Raw genomic sequence first — 14,580 nt, 5'->3', positions numbered from 1 at the left:
TGCATGCAGAATGTCCGTCGTGACTGCGACACTGTGCGGATGACCTCTCCTGCGCTCACCCGGAAGCCGGTGTGGCACTCGGAACGCCGGGGGAGCGACCTCGATGAGGCACGCGAGTTCTACGCCGGGTCCTACAACGGCTCGGGGTTCCGAGCCGAGCGCACGACGGTGCCGTTCGCCTACCGCTATGCCTCCACGGGGCCGGGTCCGGTGAGCCTGCACTCCGCTTCCTTCCTCGGAGCGGTGCGGGGCACCGTCGAACCGGGCGACGTGTACGTGGTGCTCTGGCTGACGGAGGGCCGGGCGGTGCTCGATCTCGGACGCGACGAGCAGCGCCTGATGGTCGGCCGCCCCGCGATGTTCCCCTCCGGGCGTCCGTTCGGATTCGAGACCCACGAGTACCGCGACGCACTCGTGCACTTCGAGGCTGCGCACCTCGAGCGCATCGCCGCCGAGCTGCACGGCACCGAGCCCGGCCCGCTGCACTTCGCACCCCTGGCGCACGAGACGACCTCCTGGTGGGCCGCGATCCGCCTCCTCCGCGACACCCTCGCCGCCGGCCGCGCCCCCACCGTGCTGCAGCGCGACGGAGCCGCGCGCATCGCCGCGCTCGCCGCGCTGAAGAGCTTCGCCCACCGGATCGCCCCGCTGCCGGCGGTCCCGGCCTCGGTCAGCGCTCGGCGCCTCCGCCGTGCCGTCGAGTTCGTGCAGGCCAACGCCGACCTCCCCCTCGGGGTGGCTGACATCGCGGAGTCGGCGGGCCTCACCATCCGCGGGGTCCAGCTGGCGTTCCAGCGCGCCTTCTCCGAGACTCCGCGCCACTACCTGCGCGGTGTACGTCTCGAACGCGCACGGGAGGAGCTGATCGTCGGCTCGCCCGGAGACGTGGTGATCGGCGACGTCGCAGCCCGCTGGGGGTTCGTCAGCGGCGGGCGCTTCGCCCAGCACTATGCGGCCCGGTTCGGCGAGCTTCCGAGCGAGACCCTGCGCCGCTGATCCCCGCCGCGGTTCCCCCGGGGGCCTCCGGGGGCGTACTGTCCGAGGACCGCCCGCTGCCCCGCGGGCCCGCGTCGATGGAGCCGCGATGTTCGAACCCGAAGGATCCGTGCGCCCGATCGCCCGGATCAGTTACGTCACTGCCGCCCTGCTGGTCGGCGCGATCCTGGTCGGAGGCGTGGTCGGCGCCGCCGTCGCCCTCGTGCTCTACCTGCCCGGCGTCCTCGCGACCGACGGCGCACGGGGGCTCGTGAGCTTCGGTCTGCTGATGGGTGCGGCCTCGGGAGCCGGCATCGGAGCGATCGGGGGCACAGGAGCCGTCGCCGGCATGGTCGCGGTGCGGGTCACCAGCCACCGCGACGGCGCGTTCATCCTGGGCACCAGCGCCGGCACCGGGATCGGCGTGCTGGTCGCGTCGGCGAACCTGCTGGTCAGCCGCGATGCGCCGACCTGGGCGACGGTGCTGCTGACGACCGCGGCCGCCTCCGCTCTCTGCGTCTGGGGGTCGTGGCTCCTGACGAGGCACGAGCACTCGTGGGAGCGGCTGCACGCCCGATGAAACGGATGACAGCCCACCCCGCCGCGCACCTCAGCCGGCGTAGGAGCCGATCAGGCGCACCGCGCCGCCGTCGACGCCCTTAGCGCCCTGCTCGAAGTCCCCGGGAGCCCTCGCTCCCGTCGAGACCCGCCCGGCGACCCACGACGGCACGCCCGAGCGCTCGAGGCTCGCGATCACGCCCGCCGCCGACTCGGCCGCCACGACGGCGAACATGCCGACCCCGAGGTTCCAGGTGCCCTCGGTGCTCTCGAGGGTCGCGCCGGACATCGCCGCGAGCGCACGGAACACCTCCGACGGGCTCCAGCTCGAACGCTCGACCTCGACCCAGGAGCCGCGAGGCAGGACCCTCGCGAGGTTCGCCGCGATCCCGCCTCCGGTGACGTGGCTGATGGAGTGAACCGCCGCGCCGAGCTCCGGGTCGTCGAGGAGCTCGAGGAGAGGGCGGGTGTAGAGCCGGGTCGGCTCGAGCAGGACCTCGCCGACGACGCCGCCCAGCTCCTCGGAGCGGTCGGTGAAGCCGATGCCGCGCTCGGCGAGGATGTGCCGCACCAGGGAGTAGCCGTTCGAGTGCAGCCCGGAGGAGGCCATCGCCACCACGAGATCGCCGTCGCGGACGCGGTCGGCGCCGCGCACGGCATCCGCCTCGACCGCGCCCACGGCGGCACCCGCCACGTCGTAGTCGTCGGGCCCGAGCAGGCCGGGGTGCTCGGCCGTCTCGCCGCCGACGAGCGAGGTCCCCGTCGCCGAACAGGCGCGGGCGATACCGGCGACGATGTCGGCGATCCGCGCCGGGACGACCCTGCCGCAGGCGATGTAGTCGGTCATGAAGAGGGGGCGTGCGCCGACCACGACGATGTCGTCCACCACCATCCCCACGAGGTCCTGCCCGATGGTGTCGTGCTTGTCGATCGCCTGCGCGAGAGCGACCTTGGTGCCGACGCCGTCGGTCGACGTCGCCAGGAGCGGCGCCCTGAAGTCGCGGAGGAAGGAGACGTCGTACAGGCCGGCGAACCCGCCGACACCGCCGAGGACGCGGCCGTCGTGAGTCGCCGACACCGCCGACTTCATCAGCTCGACCGCGAGATCCCCCGCGGCGGTGTCGACTCCTGCGCGGGCGTAGCTGCTCGTCTCATCACTCACGCGACGACCCTACCGACTGCCCGTGACGGGCGATCCGCCGGCGCACCGATCGCCCCGCCGTCCCGCGCCGCGCCGGGCGGCCTCGGCAGGCGCGACGGCATCATGGAGCCGTGACCATCGAGCGCGCGGACCCGGCCGACACCGACGACCTGCGCCGGTTCCTGCGTGAGGCCGATCTGACCCTCGCCGGCCTCGACTCCCCCGCGGTCCGCCTCTGGATCGAGCGCGACGGGGAGGGCCGCATCGTCGGCAGCACCGGCTGGGAGGCGAGCGACGACGGCCGCCACGCGCTGATCCGCAGCGTCGCCGTCGCCTCCGGGGGACGCGGCACGGGAGCGGGGAGTCGGTTGGCCTGCCATTCCCTCGCCGACGCGGCGTCGAGCGGAGCCGGGCGCGCCTGGCTCTTCTCACGCCGGTCCGGGCCCTTCTGGCAGTCCCTCGGATTCGCACCCGCCGACCGCGACGAGCTCGCCTCCGCACTCCCGGGCACCCACCAGGTGCGCCTCTTCCGTGAGACGGGGCAGCTGGCCCGCGAGGTCGCGTGGACGCTGCGACTCCGCCCGGCGCAGGAGGGCGGGCGCCCCGGCCGATCCCGGGAGCCGTCTCCGGCGGATCCGCCGGTCGACACCTCTCGCCGGCACTCCGTACGAGCGGATCCGCCGACGGCGAACCATTAGGGGATGCGCCACGCGCATGTCAGGATGGACCGTCATCCCCCCTGCTATCCCCTTGGGAGTCCCTCCGGCATGTGCGGAATCGTTGGAATCGTCTCCTCCGGACCGGTCAACCAGTCCATCTACGACAGCCTCTCGCTCCTGCAGCACCGCGGCCAGGACTCGACGGGCATCGCGACGGCCGACGGCAGCACACTGCACATCAAGAAGGCGTCGGGGCAGGTCCGCGAGGCGTTCCGCACCCGCGACATGCGCTCGCTGCTGGGCACGATGGGGCTCGGTCACGTCCGCTACGCGACGAAGGGCAACGCCGAGCGCGAGGAGGAGGCGCAACCGTTCTACGTGAACGCGCCGTACGGCATAATCCTCGTCCACAACGGCAATCTGACGAACACGCGCGAGCTCACCGAGGAGCTCTTCCGCGTCGACCGCCGCCACCTCAACACCACCTCCGACACGGAGCTGCTCGTCAACGTGCTCGCCAACGAGCTGCAGGCCTCGATGTCGGGGCGAGACCTCGACGCCGACGAGGTGTTCGACGCGGTTGCCCGCGTGCACGAGCGGGTCGAGGGCTCCTACGCGACGATCGCGCTGATCGCCGGAGTCGGGCTCCTCGCCTTCCGCGATCCGTTCGGCATCCGCCCCCTCATCGTCGGCCGCCGCAGCAACTCGGGCGCGCCGGACGACTGGGTGGTCGCCTCCGAGTCGCTCGTGCTCGAGGCGCAGGGCTTCGAGATCGTGCGCGACGTCGCTCCGGGCGAGGCCGTCTTCATCACGCCCGACGGGCGGATGGCCAGCCGCCAGTGCGCGAAGGACCCGCGGCTCATCCCCTGCTCGTTCGAGTACGTCTACCTCGCGCGTCCCGACTCGGTGATGTCCGGGATCTCCGTCTACGAGGCGCGGCTGCGACTGGGCGACCGACTCGCCGACACCATCGCGCAGTACACCCCGGGCGGCGCGATCGACGTGGTCATGCCGATCCCCGACTCCTCCCGCCCTGCCGCGATGCAGGTCGCGCAGAAGCTCGGCATCGAGTACCGCGAGGGCTTCTACAAGAACCGCTACGTCGGCCGGACGTTCATCATGCCGGGGCAGGCGGTCCGCAAGAAGTCGGTGCGGCAGAAGCTCAACGCGATGTCGAGCGAGTTCACGGGCAAGAACGTGCTGATCGTCGACGACTCCATCGTCCGCGGCACCACCTCGAAGGAGATCGTCGACATGGCCCGCGCGGCCGGCGCGAACACGGTGACCTTCGCCTCCGCAGCACCGCCCGTGCGCTACCCGCACGTCTACGGGATCAACATGCCCTCGCGGCAGGAGTTGGTGGCCCACGATCGCCGTATTCCCGAGATCTCGACGGTGATCGGAGCCGACCACCTGATCTACCAGGAGGTGGCCGACATGAAGGCCGCGATCCTCGAGGGCTCGGACGTCACCGATCTCGAGACCAGCTGCTTCACGGGCGAGTACATCACCGGAACCGTCACCCCCGAGTACCTCGACTGGGTGGAGCGCACGCAGCTGAGTTGATCGCTGGCACAGCGGCGGGCGACGCGCAACGGGTGCCGCGCGCCGACGGGCCGCTCCATGATCGGACGGTGCGCGATGCGCGCGCACCCAGCCGAGGAGTCCCCGTGTTCTACCGAATCCTGCCGTTCCTGCTCACGTTCATCGCCAGGCGGGTGTCGACGTCGCAGAAAGCGAAGCGCGCCGCCGGCAGGCGCCCCGCGCCGAGCAGACGGCGTCCGTCGTCGCGCCGGAGCCGCTGAGACGATCCACAGCGCTGAAACGATCCACAGCGCTGAAACGATCGGACGCGCGCGGCCGGGCCTTCAGCGATCGGAGTCGGTCGGCGCGGCGGGGTCCGCCGGCCCCTCCTCCCGGGCAGGCGCGGCCGGCGCCTCCCGCTCGACGATCCGCTCGGCGGTCGTCCGCACCACGCGGCGGCCGACGAGACGGTCGAGCAGAACCACCACGAGCCCGGCGAGCGCACCGAAAAGAGTGACGAACAGGAGCAGGCTGAAGCCGAAGACCTGAGCCCGCGAGAACCCCTGCGTCTCGGGCAGCGCGAAGGTCAGCACGAACGCGGTGATCGCGCCGAGGCCGGCGCCGAGCGCCAGGATGCGCCACACGCGCGGAGAGCGCCGGACATCGACCTCTTCGCGGGTGACCTCGGAGCTGGCGGGATCGGTCATGCCTCCATTCTCTCCCGCGTGCGAGCCCGGCACGAACCCCCTCCCGGTGGCGAACGGTCTGGTGACGGGCCTCGCCGCCCACCGGGGCCCCGTTCGCCTCGACTCGCGCGGGGAGGAGCATTCAGAGCGCGTGGACGAGTCGTCCCGCCTGGGCGCGCAGTTCGCGCACGACCGTCCGGACAGAGAGACGCTCGGCCCGGTCGGGGCGCATCAGTGCGACGATGTGCCGTACCGAGCTCACCCCCCGGAGCGGCTTGACCACGATCCCCGCGCCTCCGGCCGTGTAGCGCGGCAGCACGGCGATGCCCAGCCCGGCGGCCACGAACGCCTCCGTCACGCGAGTGGAGGCGAACCGCTGCTCCACGCGCACCGCCTCACCCGAGGCGGTCTCGATGTCCTGCATGATCCGCTCGAAGGGGAAGCCGTCCGGCACCCCGATCCAGGTCTCGCCCACGAGGTCCGCCGCCGAGACGGTCGCCCGGTCGGCGAGCCGGTGGCCGGCAGGGAGTCCGATGTCGAGCGGCTCGACCATCAGCTCGGCCATCGCGAGTCCGCGGCCCGCCCACGCGCTGCGGCCCGTGGGCGAGTGCGCGAGCACGATGTCGAAGTCGGCCGTGAGATCGGCGAACTCGTCGGTGCCGGGGTCAGCGTCCTCGCACTGCACGACGAGACCCTCGACGCTGCGCAGCGCGACCAGTGCGTCGGGGAGGAGCATCTGCCCGGCCGTCGGAAACGTCGCGATGGTCACCTCTCCGATCGGATTGTTCTTGAAGGTCTGCCACACGGCGTCGGCGCGTTCGAGCGCGATCGCGATCTCCGTCGCGCTGCGGGCGAGCTCGCGCCCCGCGGCGGTCAGCACGACTCCGCGACCGGACCGCTCGATCAGCGGCACACCCGCCTCGCGCTCGAGCACCTTGAGCTGCTGCGAGACCGCCGATGGCGTGCGGTGGGTCGCCTCCGCCACTGCGGTGATCGAGCGGCGCATCGAGAGTTCCCTGAGTAGTTCCAGCCGACGGACGTCCATGTAGCGAAACTACACGGCAGGTCAAGAACAGTTCGATTGTCCTAAGGAACAGGCTGGCCGATAGTGGACGTTGTACCCAGTATCCCGGCGGATGGATCCGACCCCGCCGCAACGAAAGGCAGAACACTCATGAGCATCGCAATCCTCGTCGTCCTCAGTGGCCTCGCCGCATGGGGCACGGTGTCGACGGTGCTCGTCGCCCGCCGCGACGGCTACCGTCAGGTCCCCGCCCAGCACTGAGCCCCGCGCTCCGCGACAGCACCTCATCGCGTTCCGACGCCGTCTCCCCCTGGGAGGCGGCGTTCTCGCGTCTCGGGGCGTCGCGCCACCGGGTGGAGCCGCACGCAGAAGGGCCCCCGACCGCGGTCGAGAGCCCTTCGGCGTGCGCGAGCGCTACTTCGAGGCGGCACCTCGACGCAGGCGCGCCACCGTCATTCCCAGACCGAGCAGGAGGGCGACGATCCCCGCGAGGAACGCGGGCGTCGCGTCGACACCCGTCTCGGCCAGGTGGTGGGAGCCGGCGCTGCTCCCCGGCGCCGTCGGCGCGGCCGGAGCCGCTGTGGGAGCCGCGGTCGGAGCCGGCGTGGGCTCGGTGGTCGGGGCCGGGGCGGCTCCGACCGCAGCGACCGCGAAACTCACGCTGACCTCGGTACCGGTGGTGTCGAGGGCGAAGGTCGCGGTGTGCGCGCCCGCGGCCAGGCTCCCGTCGATCGGCACCGAGAAGGAGGCGCGACCGGTGGAGTCGTCGGTCACGGCCCGGACCGGGTCGATCGGGCTGGTGCCCACGACGGCTCCGTCGATGCTCGCGGTCACCGAGGCGTCGGCCGGAGCGCCGGTGCTGAACAGCAGCGAGGACAGGTCGACGGTCATGGTGTCGCCGGCCGCGTACTCGCCCGACTCGGGAAGGTTCGCGGTGAGGCCGATCGTGCGCTGCACCGGGTCGGGGCTGACGGTGCCGAGCTCCTGGATGTACCCGACGAACGCGTCGAGGTCGATGCGACCGGAGTCCGCGGTCCCGGTGCCCTCGGTGAAGGTGGCGAAGCCGTCGCCTCCGCTCGCGAGGAAGCTGCTGGTGACGACCGTGAAGGTCGCTGCAGGATCGATCGGCTGGTTCTCGTAGAAGACCTGCGAGATGCGGGATCCCTCCGCGGCCGCGGGGTCGAAGACGTAGGTCAGTCCCGCCGAGGTCGAGAGGTTGAGCTGGGGGTGGCTCGAGCTGCCGACCCACTGCTCCTCGAGCAGCGCGTCGATCTGAGCGCCGGTCAGTTGAAGGGTGACCAGGGTGTTCGCGAAGGGCTGCGCGGTCGCGGCCTCGGCGTAGGTGACCACTCCCTCGCCGTCACCGGGCACGGAGGGGTTCGCGGCGAAGTCGAGGTCGTCGCGCAGTCCGCCCGCGTTCGAGAACGCGATCTGGGTGCCGAGCTCGCGGGTCGCCCAGAGCTGCGCGTCAGCGACGAGGTTGCCCAGCGTCGACTCGGAGCCGCGGTTCGTGGTCGTCCCGTCCTCGCGGTAGGCGCGGGCGATGTCCTCGGTGATCGAGCCGACCTGCACGCTGCCCTTCTCGAGGGCGACGGCCTCGGCGTTGGCCACGATCGCCGCGACCTCCGGGTCCGCCGGGTAGGCGCCGACAGTGATCGTCGTGGCCGGGTCGTCCGAGGCCGGGTCGTCGACGACCTGTGTGAGCGGCACGACCTCGCTGGTCAACGAGGTGAGCTGCTTCGTCGCCGGGTCGACGGTGAGCGCCATGTGGCCGAGGTTCTCGGCGTAGCTGCCGGTCTGCGACACGATCGTCGGGAACGCACGACCCGCGTCGATGCCCGCGTTGTACTCCTGGTGGCTGTGACCCGAGACGATCGCGTCGACGTTCGGGGCGACCGCGTTGACGATCGCGCCGAACGTGGGGTCGGCCTCGGGCGTGTTGAGCTCGGCGGCGTCGGCGTCGGCACCCTCGTGCAGGAGGAGCACGACGACATCGGCCTCGCCGTTCCCGGCGTCGCCGTCCTGCAGGTCGGTGGCGACCGCGTTGACGTTCTCGGCGATCGGCTCGACCGAGAGCGTCGAGATGCCCGACGGGCTGACCAGCGTGCCGAGGTCCTCGGTCATCGCTCCGATGAAGGCGACCGAGACGCCCTCCTTCTCGGTGACGACGTAGGGGGCGTAGGCGCGCTGGCCGGTCGCCGTGTCGTAGAGGTTCGCGTTGACGTAGGGGAAGTCCGAAGCCTCGGTGACACGGCCGTCGACATCCGCGCGGCCCTTGTCGAACTCGTGGTTGCCCAGGGTGCTGGCGTCCAGGCCCATCGCGTTCAGCGAGTCGAGCGTCGGAGTGTCCTGCTGAACAGCGGAGGTGAAGGTCGACGCGCCGATGTTGTCACCGGCCGAGACGAAGAGCGTGTTGGGGTTGGCGTCGCGGAAGGAGTCGACGGCTCCTGCGAGGACGGCTGCGCCCGCGACGGTGCCGTTGGCCGCGAGGCGCCCGTGGAAGTCGTTGATCGAGAGGATGTCGAGGGCGACGTCGCCCTCGGCGGCGGAGGCCGGAGCCGCGCCGAGCAGGGCCGCTCCGGCGAGCGCACCGGCGGCGGTCGCGGAGAGGATTCGGGAGAGGCGGCGTCGGCCGGGGGAAGTGCTGCGCATCGTGAGGAGGACTCCAAGCATCGAGCGGCGATCCGGAGAGGATTCGTGCCGCGTGAGGGGGTTATTCCCAGACAACCCGACGGCGCTGCTCAGGTCAAACGTGGATGGGCCGGATCGCCGCTGCGTTTACGAGAAGTTAATGAGCCGCAGGCCCGTTGCGCAGGATCGGGAGGAACGGCGAGAGGTCGGCGCGCACGCCCGACGCGTGGATCCGGCCGCTCGAGAGCCCCTCGCTCCAGGAGAGGGCGCCGGTGGCGAGCGGCAGCCAGGTGGCTGCGTCCATCTCGATCACGTTCGGAGGTGTGCCCCGGGTGTGCCCCGGGCCCTCCACGCACTGCGCCGCGCCGAACGGGGGCACACGCACCTCGACGCTGCGCCCGGGCACGGTCGTCTCGATGATCTGCAGGAGGAACCGCACCGCGGTCGCCGTCGTGTTCCGATCCGCCCCGCCGCCGAGCGCCGCCCGCACGGCCGCTTGCCCGCTCGCCTCGTCGATCCTGCCCTTGGCCATGTCCCCATCCTCTCCTCGCCGCTCTCGGAGCGACGCCACTGCTGCCACCACCGCGCGGAGTCCCGTGGTCGCACGTGGCATCCCGCGGGGCCGGACGCGGCGCCGAGGCAGGGCGTCCTATCCTGTCAGGGTGAAGATCCTCGTCCTCGGCTCGGGTGCCCGTGAGCACGCCATCATCACCGCTCTCCTCGCGGAGGAGGAGCGACACGAGATCATCGCCGCGCCCGGCAACGCCGGCATCGCGAGCGACGTCGAGGTCATCCACTTCGACACGAACAGCCCCCGGCTCGTCACCGATTTCGCCGTCGAGCAAGGCATAGAGCTCGTGGTGATCGGCCCCGAAGCCCCCCTCGTCGCGGGAGTCGCCGACGCGCTGCGCCAGCGCCGCATCCCCACCTTCGGCCCCGACCGGGCCGCCGCCGCCCTCGAAGGCTCCAAGACCTTCGCCAAGCGCGTCATGGACATGGCCCGCGTGCCCACCGGGCGCGCCACGCGGGTCTCGACCCTGGTCGACGCCGTCCGTGTCATCGACGAGTACGGACTCCCCTCCGTCGTGAAGGCCGACGGCCTGGCCGCCGGCAAGGGCGTCCTGGTGACGGAGTCGCGCAGCGCCGCGATCGCTCACGCCGAGTTCTGGCTGCAGTCCGGCGACGTCCTCATCGAGGAGTTCCTCTCGGGCCAGGAGGTGTCCCTCTTCTTCCTCTCCGACGGCCACGACGTCGTCCCTCTCTCACCCGCACAGGACTTCAAGCGCCTCGCCGACGGCGACCGGGGCCCGAACACCGGCGGGATGGGCGCCTACTCACCGCTGCCCTGGCTCGCCGACCGCTGGCGGAGCGAGCGCGCGTTCGTCGACGAGGTCATCGACACGGTCGCGATACCGACGATCCGCCAGCTGGAACGCGAGCGGACCCCCTTCGTCGGACTCCTCTACTGCGGCCTCATCGTCACCGACGCGGGACTGCGCGTGATCGAGTTCAACGCCCGCTTCGGCGACCCCGAGACCCAGGTCGTGCTGCCCCGCCTCGCCTCCCCGCTGTCCGCGCTGCTGCACGCCGCCGCCACCGGCTCCCTGGCCTCCGTGCCGTGGCCCGCGTTCATCGACGACGTCGCCGTCACCGTCGTGCTCGCGAGCGAGGGTTACCCCGAGAACGCCGTCACCGGCCGCACCGTCACCGGGCTGGAGGCGGCCGCCGCGGTTCCCGGCGTCACCCTCGCCCACGCCGCCACCCAGGTGGTCGACGGGCGCTTCGTCGCCACGGGCGGCCGAGTGCTCAACGTGATCGCCCGCGGAGCCGACTTCGCCGAGGCCCGCGAACGGGCCTACCGGGCGCTCGACCTGATCCACCTCGAGGGCGGCGTGTACCGGCGCGACATCGCGCTGAAGGTCGCGCAGTAGCAGGACCTGCACGGCGCAGATCGTCACACCGCTCCCTGCGCGGCACGGTCGGCAGAGCGGGCGGGGCGTCCGGGGCGTCGACACGCTCGGCGCGCGAGTCGGGCGCGGCCTCGACGGCCGCCGGGTGGTGGCGAAGCCGCCGTTCGACGGGCACCGTGCGACGGCGACCCGGAGCGGATGTGGAGGCGCGGGGGTCGTGCAGGGTTCGCCCGCGTTCGAGTGCGGCGTGGGTGGGCCAGCGTTCGGAAACGAGTGTGAGAACGAGGCTGCGGAGGCGGCGCGGCCCCGGTCCGCGGACGGGGAGTGCGCGCAACGAAGGCTGAGACGGGTCCACGGGTCGCGCAGGCGATGTCCAGGGGTGTGAGCCTTCGTTGTGAGGGTCAGACGAGGGAGCGCAGGGCCTCGGGGAGGCGGGGGTGCGCGAAGGTGAAGCCGGCGTCCTCGAGGCGGGCGGGGACGACCCAGCGGCTCTTGAGCACGAGCTCGGGCTCTGTCCGGAGGACGAGCATGGCCGGCTCGAGGACGAAGCGCGGCGCGGGCAGGCCGATCCGTCGGCCGACGGCCGCGCGGAGCAGACGGGACAGTTCGGTGTTGTCGCTCGGGTGCGGCGACGCGAGGTTGACCGGACCGTCCAGATCGGACGCCTCCAGGAACCGGATCGAGCGGTACACGTCCTCGACGTGGATCCAGCTGAAGTGCTGCCGCCCGACGGTGCGGCGGTACTCGTGATGCACCCCCGCCTCCCGCCGTGCGCGCGTCGAGGGCCAGCGGCCGTCGAACTGCGGGCCGCCGAGGCCGAGCCGCGCGAGCCGCAACAGGATCGCCGTCGCCGGCCCGTCGCCGAGCACGATCGTCATCCGCAGGGCGAGCCGCCGCACCCCCGGCGCCTCCGGCCCGAAGAACGCCTCCTCCCAGGCCCGCGCGATGCCGACCGAGAAGCCCTCGCCGAGCACCCCCTCGTCCTCGGTGTTCGCGCGGTCCTCCTCGTGCCGGTAGATCGTGGCGGTGCTCGCGTTCATCCACACGGGCGGAGGTGTCGCCGCGGCGGAGAGCGCGCGATGCAGCTCCGCAGTGGTCGCTACCCGCGAGCGGAGGATCTCGGCCCGGTTCGCGGGCGTGTAGCGGCAGTCGACGCTCTTGCCGGCCAGGTTGACGAGGAGGCGCGCGCCGTCGAGAACGCGCGCGATCCCTGCCGTGTCGCCCCAGTGGGCGTCAGGGCCGGAGCGGCCGATCCGCTTCACGGCCCAGCCGTCCGCGGAGAAGCGCCGGGCGAGGTCGGTTCCGAGGAAACCGCTCGCTCCGGCGAGGACGACGACGGGCCTGTCAGCGCTGGTCATGGGTCCATGCTGCCGTACCTGAGCGACTGTCGACGGACGGGGAGTGAGCGCGTCAGCAGAACGCGGTCGGCGCGTCCCGTCTCCCGGGTCACCGGGGGAGGTGCCCCGGCGAGGCTGCCGAGAGCTCGGGCCAGCGGCGCGGAGCCGCTGCTGTTCACGACGAGGACGCCGAACCCCGCGTAGCGAGGGCACGCGCGTTCGCGCCGCGCACCGTCCCGATCAGCTCGCACCCAGGAGCTCGGCGACCTCTGCCCGGATCTTGTCGTAGTCCGGGTCGGCCGGGTCGACCTCGGGCGGGGTCAGCTCGAGCGTCGCGAGGGGAAGCGTCTTCGTCTTCATCGCCAACTGGACGAAGCCGCCCAGCGCCGCCTGCGGCAGATCGGTCGTGACGAGCGTCGAGCCCGCCTGGGCGATGCCCTGGAACTTCGTCAGGACGTTCACCGGCTCGAACTGCTGGAGGATCGCCTCCTGGACCTGGCGTTGACGGACCATGCGGTCGTAGTCGCCGCCGCTGCTGCCGTACCGGGAGCGGGCGTAGGCGAGCGCGTTCGAGCCGTCGAAACGGTGGTCGCCGGGGACCACCCACGCGTTGACGCCGTCGAGGTCGCCGTTCTCATCGAGCACTCCGCCGAGGGGGAGGTCGTCCGGTCCGGGATACGTGACGTCGATCCCACCGAGCGCGTCGACGAGATCGGAGAAGCCCTGCATGTCGATGCTCACGAAGTACTGCACAGGGACGCCGAGGATTCCGCGGACGGCATCCCGCATCGCCTCGATCCCCGGCAGGCTGCCACGCGCCTCGGCGTCGGGATAGAGCTCAGGCGACTTCAGCTGCACCTCGGTGTAGATCGAGTTCAGCTCGCACTGCGAGACGTTGCAGTCCTCCGGCGGATATCCGTCCGGATAGAGGGTCGACATCGGAGAGTCGTCGGGGAAGGGGATGTTCTGCAGGTTCCGCGGGAGGCCGATGATCGTCGCTGCCCCGCTCGTCGCGTCGATCGAGACGAGCGAGATGCTGTCGGGCCGCGCTCCATCCCGGTCTTCTCCCGCGTCGCCTCCCAGGAGCAGGATGTTGTACCTGCCGTCGACCGGATCGGCCAGGACTCCGTCTCCGAAAACGGTCGAGAACAGGCCTCTCGAGACGCCGATCACGTACGCACCGTAGCCGGCGCTCCCGGTCGAGACCACGATCACCACGGCGGCGGCGAGCGCCAGCACACCCCTCCCGCGTCCCGTCACCCGAACCAGGCGGACCAGCCGCAGGGTGTCGAGGGTCAGCAGGAGCCAGAGCGCGCCGTAGCCGATCAGCGCCGCCTGCACGACGAGGAGCGTGGAGTCGAGCGTCGCGACAGTGGAGACGATCGAGGGAGCGACCAGCGTGAGGAGCGCGGCGAGAAGGAGCATCGCCCACAGCGCGAAGGTCGAGACCAGTCCGATCCTGCCGAGCCGTCGAGAGCCCGCGAGGACCTGGGCCGAGCCCGGGAGCAGCAGAGTGACGGCGAGGAGCCACCAGCCGCGCCGGGCCATCACCGCCGGCGAACCCCGGTCGGGGTAGCGCAGCGGCATCGCCGTCGTCGTCATCGGTCTCCTTCCGGCCGCGCCGGGAAGGCATTGGTCCGCTCATCGGTCGCGCCTGGGCCGCTCGAGGGCGAGGCCGCACACGGGCGACGCAGCCTGCGACGACGTCAGATCGTAGCGACGATGCCGACGGTGAGAGCGTCACCGCGACACGACACGCCCGCGTCGGCCCCGATACCTGCGGTGCACCGCGTCGCGATTGCCTCCGGGCCTGCGTGGTCCTGCCGCTCCGACGCAGCACGGATCGCGGGCCGGGCGCTCCGCGCGGGCCCTCGGCGGAGGGACGCGGTGACGGAGGGCGGATCCCGACGACAGCCGATTCTCGCCGCGCGATCTCGGCGACCATCCCGTCTCCACCGTCGAGCGGGATCGCGGGGAAGCCGCCGACCGTCGACAGAACCCGGCTCCCGCCGGTGATCGCCGAGACCAGGCCGACGAGGATCACGGCGCGCCCGGTGGCCGCGAACCAGCCGAAGACGGCGCAGCAGATCGTGACGCCGCCGTTCCCTCCGGCCCCGCCGCACCCTCGGGCCGCG

General features: G+C 71.9%; 12 protein-coding genes. 5 read left to right on the top strand and 7 right to left on the bottom strand.

Translation table 11 applies throughout. The annotated features are described in order from the left end of the window. Window positions 1–39: 39 nt before the first annotated feature. Complete coding sequence (locus tag GSU10_RS01345) at window positions 40–996, top strand: AraC family transcriptional regulator (RefSeq protein ID WP_158286127.1); 957 nt, start codon at window positions 40–42, stop codon at window positions 994–996. 88 nt (window positions 997–1,084) lie between these two features. Beyond that, the gene (locus tag GSU10_RS01340) at window positions 1,085–1,555 is read left to right on the top strand and encodes a hypothetical protein (RefSeq protein ID WP_068210589.1); all 471 of its coding nucleotides are present in this window, start codon (window positions 1,085–1,087) and stop codon (window positions 1,553–1,555) included. Window positions 1,556–1,585: 30 nt separating this feature from the next. On the opposite strand, the gene purM is transcribed toward GSU10_RS01340, so the two are convergent. Then, a complete protein-coding gene (purM, locus tag GSU10_RS01335; protein ID WP_068210586.1) occupies window positions 1,586–2,695 on the bottom strand; it encodes a phosphoribosylformylglycinamidine cyclo-ligase in 1,110 nt (369 codons plus the stop codon). A 110-nt stretch (window positions 2,696–2,805) separates the two neighbouring features. On the opposite strand from purM, the gene GSU10_RS01330 reads away from it, so the two are divergent. Both GSU10_RS01330 and purF read left to right on the top strand, forming a co-directional pair. Then, window positions 2,806–3,372, top strand: coding sequence for a GNAT family N-acetyltransferase (locus tag GSU10_RS01330; RefSeq protein WP_068210585.1), 567 nt, complete (start codon window positions 2,806–2,808; stop codon window positions 3,370–3,372). Between the two features lie 69 nt (window positions 3,373–3,441). Further along, window positions 3,442–4,899, top strand: a complete 1,458-nt coding sequence (gene purF / locus GSU10_RS01325) for an amidophosphoribosyltransferase (protein WP_068210582.1) — start codon at window positions 3,442–3,444, stop codon at window positions 4,897–4,899. 302 nt (window positions 4,900–5,201) lie between these two features. Here purF and GSU10_RS01320 read toward each other — a convergent pair whose 3' ends face one another. The 4 genes from GSU10_RS01320 to GSU10_RS01305 all read right to left on the bottom strand — a co-directional run bounded on the left by GSU10_RS01320 (window position 5,202) and on the right by GSU10_RS01305 (window position 9,730). Beyond that, the gene (locus GSU10_RS01320) at window positions 5,202–5,564 is read right to left on the bottom strand and encodes a hypothetical protein (RefSeq protein ID WP_068210580.1); all 363 of its coding nucleotides are present in this window, start codon (window positions 5,562–5,564) and stop codon (window positions 5,202–5,204) included. A gap of 121 nt (window positions 5,565–5,685) precedes the next feature. After that, window positions 5,686–6,549 carry a LysR family transcriptional regulator gene (locus GSU10_RS01315; RefSeq protein WP_244311488.1) on the bottom strand — a complete coding sequence of 288 codons (864 nt, stop codon included), beginning with the start codon at window positions 6,547–6,549 and terminating at the stop codon, window positions 5,686–5,688. Between the two features lie 432 nt (window positions 6,550–6,981). After that, window positions 6,982–9,219, bottom strand: a complete 2,238-nt coding sequence (locus GSU10_RS01310) for a bifunctional metallophosphatase/5'-nucleotidase (RefSeq protein WP_068210608.1) — start codon at window positions 9,217–9,219, stop codon at window positions 6,982–6,984. 136 nt (window positions 9,220–9,355) lie between these two features. Further along, window positions 9,356–9,730, bottom strand: a complete 375-nt coding sequence (locus tag GSU10_RS01305; RefSeq protein WP_068210576.1) for a sterol carrier family protein — start codon at window positions 9,728–9,730, stop codon at window positions 9,356–9,358. 130 nt (window positions 9,731–9,860) lie between these two features. Between GSU10_RS01305 and purD the strand changes: the two genes are divergently transcribed. Next, complete coding sequence (gene purD / locus GSU10_RS01300) at window positions 9,861–11,129, top strand: phosphoribosylamine--glycine ligase (protein WP_068210574.1); 1,269 nt, start codon at window positions 9,861–9,863, stop codon at window positions 11,127–11,129. 380 nt (window positions 11,130–11,509) lie between these two features. On the opposite strand, the gene GSU10_RS01295 is transcribed toward purD, so the two are convergent. Beyond that, window positions 11,510–12,466, bottom strand: coding sequence for an epimerase (locus GSU10_RS01295; RefSeq protein ID WP_132505446.1), 957 nt, complete (start codon window positions 12,464–12,466; stop codon window positions 11,510–11,512). 219 nt (window positions 12,467–12,685) lie between these two features. Next, entirely contained in the window at window positions 12,686–14,047 is a 1,362-nt protein-coding gene (locus GSU10_RS01290) for an LCP family protein (RefSeq protein WP_068210572.1), read from the bottom strand. Between the last annotated feature and the right edge of the window lie 533 nt (window positions 14,048–14,580).

Source organism: Rathayibacter tanaceti, from assembly GCF_009834165.1.
GTDB classification, from domain to species: domain Bacteria; phylum Actinomycetota; class Actinomycetes; order Actinomycetales; family Microbacteriaceae; genus Rathayibacter; species Rathayibacter tanaceti.
Note: the sequence above shows the minus strand (reverse complement) of the source record. Positions and strands in the feature narration are given on the sequence as shown.

Bases quoted from the DNA above. Each gene is read 5' to 3' on its own strand.
- GSU10_RS01305 (WP_068210576.1), bottom strand. From the start codon at position 9,730: ATGGCCAAGGGCAGGATCGACGAGGCGAGCGGGCAAGCGGCCGTGCGG.
- GSU10_RS01320 (WP_068210580.1), bottom strand. From the start codon at position 5,564: ATGACCGATCCCGCCAGCTCCGAGGTCACCCGCGAAGAGGTCGATGTC.
- GSU10_RS01295 (WP_132505446.1), bottom strand. From the start codon at position 12,466: ATGACCAGCGCTGACAGGCCCGTCGTCGTCCTCGCCGGAGCGAGCGGT.
- GSU10_RS01310 (WP_068210608.1), bottom strand. From the start codon at position 9,219: ATGCGCAGCACTTCCCCCGGCCGACGCCGCCTCTCCCGAATCCTCTCC.
- purF (WP_068210582.1), top strand. From the start codon at position 3,442: ATGTGCGGAATCGTTGGAATCGTCTCCTCCGGACCGGTCAACCAGTCC.
- GSU10_RS01340 (WP_068210589.1), top strand. From the start codon at position 1,085: ATGTTCGAACCCGAAGGATCCGTGCGCCCGATCGCCCGGATCAGTTAC.
- GSU10_RS01290 (WP_068210572.1), bottom strand. From the start codon at position 14,047: ATGACGACGACGGCGATGCCGCTGCGCTACCCCGACCGGGGTTCGCCG.
- GSU10_RS01315 (WP_244311488.1), bottom strand. From the start codon at position 6,549: ATGCGCCGCTCGATCACCGCAGTGGCGGAGGCGACCCACCGCACGCCA.
- GSU10_RS01345 (WP_158286127.1), top strand. From the start codon at position 40: ATGACCTCTCCTGCGCTCACCCGGAAGCCGGTGTGGCACTCGGAACGC.